The 2,970-nt window shown below is 41.1% G+C and carries 2 protein-coding genes and 1 pseudogene; 1 reads left to right on the plus strand and 2 read right to left on the minus strand.

Annotated elements, in window-relative coordinates:
• Positions 1-521, minus strand: a pseudogene (locus HWQ44_RS27790) (F0F1 ATP synthase subunit beta); the annotation flags it as partial.
• A 335-nt stretch (positions 522-856) separates the two neighbouring features.
• The gene (locus tag HWQ44_RS27795; RefSeq protein WP_292725210.1) at positions 857-1,462 is read right to left on the minus strand and encodes a PEP-CTERM sorting domain-containing protein; all 606 of its coding nucleotides are present in this window, start codon (positions 1,460-1,462) and stop codon (positions 857-859) included.
• A gap of 620 nt (positions 1,463-2,082) precedes the next feature.
• Between HWQ44_RS27795 and HWQ44_RS27800 the strand changes: the two genes are divergently transcribed.
• On the plus strand, positions 2,083-2,910 hold the full coding sequence (locus tag HWQ44_RS27800) for a SirB1 family protein (RefSeq protein ID WP_292725211.1): 828 nt from the start codon (positions 2,083-2,085) through the stop codon (positions 2,908-2,910).
• The last annotated feature ends 60 nt before the right edge of the window (positions 2,911-2,970 follow it).

Here is a 2,970-nt window from a genome sequence, read left to right on the forward strand (position 1 = left end):
TCCATCATGATCACGGTCTTACCAACACCAGCACCGCCGAACAGACCAATCTTACCGCCGCGTCGATAGGGAGTCAGAAGGTCAACAACTTTAATCCCAGTCTCAAACACGGAAGGTTTGGTTTCCAGGTCGGTGAATTTGGGAGCAGAGCGGTGGATGGGTAGAGTTGCCTCAGCATTTACAGGGCCCCTGTTATCCACAGGTTCGCCAAGGACGTTGAAAATTCGGCCCAAAGTGGCTTTACCAACGGGGACGCTGATGGGAGCGCCTGTATCGCTGACTTCAAAACCGCGGACTAAGCCCTCGGTGGAACTCATCGCAACAGTCCGCACCTGGTTGTCGCCCAGCAGTTGCTGCACTTCAACGGTGATGTTGATTTCCTGTCCAGCTTCGTTGGTGCCTTTGATTTTCAAAGCGTTGTAGATTTGTGGCAATTTCCCGCCGGGAAATTTAACGTCTACAACTGGCCCAATGATTTGGGTAATGTAACCAATGTTTGTTTTTTCTGCGGTTGTGACCATGCTGCGCCTAATGAGTGAAGCTAGATTTCAGATAAGGTCGTAGAAGACATAATAATAAGCAATGTCAACTTTCACTTTAGCACCGGACGGGGACATAACTCCCTTAGTAATTCCTTAAAAAGCAGCTTGGTGGCTGAGGTTGTAGTCCTCATCCTAACCAGATTGACGGAATAGACTCCAGTTTATCCCTAATCTCATTTTTCAGGTGCGATCGCCTGAGCTATGAGGCTTTGTAGCTAAAGATGCCACTCTGTTAAATTACCGAGATATTTGCACTTACAGCAAAAAAGCTAGATTTTGATACCTAGCTTTTGCTTAATAATTTAAGGATTTTATTAGCAGTCAACTTGCTGCTTTTGCTTGCGCTTCAACTTAGAGGTGACACCAAAAGCACCTAAACCAAGCAAACCAATCAAAGAAGCTGGTTCAGGAACAGCAGCAGTATGATATGTTACATTATCCATCACTGTAGAGCTACTGTAAAAATTTACACGAACTTCATCAACCAGCCCTGTATAACCCGATGACAGAAAAGTTGGTGTAGAAGAAGGTGCAAGTGATGCAGATATTGCCTGTAGTGTTCCTCCATTGTAGAGTGAAAAGCTTACTAATCCAAAGGGATTACTGCCAGCGAAATAACTGCCATCAAAGATTACGGGTGATTCAAAGTAGAATGGAATACTGTGATTCCACTTGTCATATTTCCCATAGATTCGGTTCGGAATTGACTCAGGAGTGTATGGGAATTGATCGAAACCGTAATAAGTCCAATTTTTATCCCATCGGATTCCACCATAGCCATCCGGTACTAGAAGGTTATCACCTTTTAGATCGTCAAACGTTACGACAGTAGACGCATTGGCACTTGTGGAGATAACTAAAGCTGACAAAGTACAAGTTGCTAGCGTCAGTGTTGCCTGTAAAACGTGATAAGTCTTCATTAATTAACCCCGTTGTCTCTAAAAATTGCACACAAATTTGCCAGCGAAATTAACCAAAAATCTCCCATAGCAGGTGAAGATTTCGCCTTTCGCTGCGATCGCACACACAAACAGTAATTAGTGGAATATTGACATTCTACTAACTTGATTTCAGCTAAATCGTATAACCATGAGTATTATTGGTAAATAGAATTGAAAAAACAAGTATTATTACTGATATTCACTAAAAAATTACAATAGTAATTTATATTTTTCTAAGATATAAAACCTGTCAAAAGCATCGTACATATAGCTTTTATAGGGATTTTTTTGCTATTACTAAATTAATAACTATATAAAAATTGTATAAATCTATAGTAGTCTTATATGGAAGAATCATTATTTGTATGCCGTTCTGTGCTTTGCGTGGGCGTAGCCTGTTGTAGATATCACCAACACAGCATTTATTAAAAGTTAGTTGGCAATAGATATATATAAAGCTATCTACAAACTACAGTTCCAAAACTTCTGAATATCCATAAGATAAAGATAGATACAAAAAACTACTTTTAGCCAAGTCGCGATGCCCAGGTTGGGTGTAGCTGCGGCTTCATTCTCACAATTCCACCGAGCAACAGCTTATGAATTTATCGTCAGCAAGACAATATTTTTACCAGGAGATTCAGCAGTCTGACGAGCGTATTGACCTAGCAAAGGCAGCTTTGTATCTTGCACAAGAAGAATACCCCAATCTAGATACAGAGGAATACCTCAACGCCCTTGATACAATGGCGTGGGAGCTACAAGAACGTCTGCCTGATTCACGATATCCTTTGCGGATAGTTCAAAGTATTAATCAGTATCTCTACGATGATTTAAATTTTTCTGGTAACAAAATTGACTATTACGACCCACGCAATAGCTTTTTCAATGATGTAATTGACCGCCGACTAGGGATTCCTATAACCTTAGCGCTGGTTTATCTGGAAGTTGCCCGCCGGATTGATTTTCCGATGGTAGGTGTGGGAATGCCAGGACATTTCCTGATTCGTCCAGATATTCCAGATGTAGAGATTTTTGTGGATGCCTTCAATGGCGGTGAAATAATATTTGCCCAAGATTGCGAGGAACGTCTATCTCAACTTTATCAGCAACACGTGACGCTGCAACCAGAATTTTTAGCTGTAGTCAGTAATCGGCAATTTTTGGCCCGGATGCTGACAAATTTAAAATTTATTTACCTCAAACAGCAAAAGTTAGAAAAAGCGCTGGCAGCAGTTGAACGAATTTTGTTGCTGTTTCCTAATTTAACTTTAGAATTGCGCGATCGCGGTTTGATCTATTATCAACTCGGTTACTACCCCCAAGCTACAGACGACTTACAAAATTATTTAACAAAAGTTCCTAATGCCGAAGATGCGTCTGTGATTCGGCGGCTACTTACCGAATTGGGTAAAGATGGGAAGTGAGGAGTGGGAGCATGTCAACTTTGTTAGAACAAAAGAACTAAACAGGCTCTAAAGCTGAAC

This window comes from Nostoc sp. JL34, assembly GCF_017114945.1.
Lineage (GTDB): Bacteria > Cyanobacteriota > Cyanobacteriia > Cyanobacteriales > Nostocaceae > Nostoc.

Bases quoted from the DNA above. Each gene is read 5' to 3' on its own strand.
- HWQ44_RS27795 (WP_292725210.1), bottom strand. From the start codon at position 1,462: ATGAAGACTTATCACGTTTTACAGGCAACACTGACGCTAGCAACTTGT.
- HWQ44_RS27800 (WP_292725211.1), top strand. From the start codon at position 2,083: ATGAATTTATCGTCAGCAAGACAATATTTTTACCAGGAGATTCAGCAG.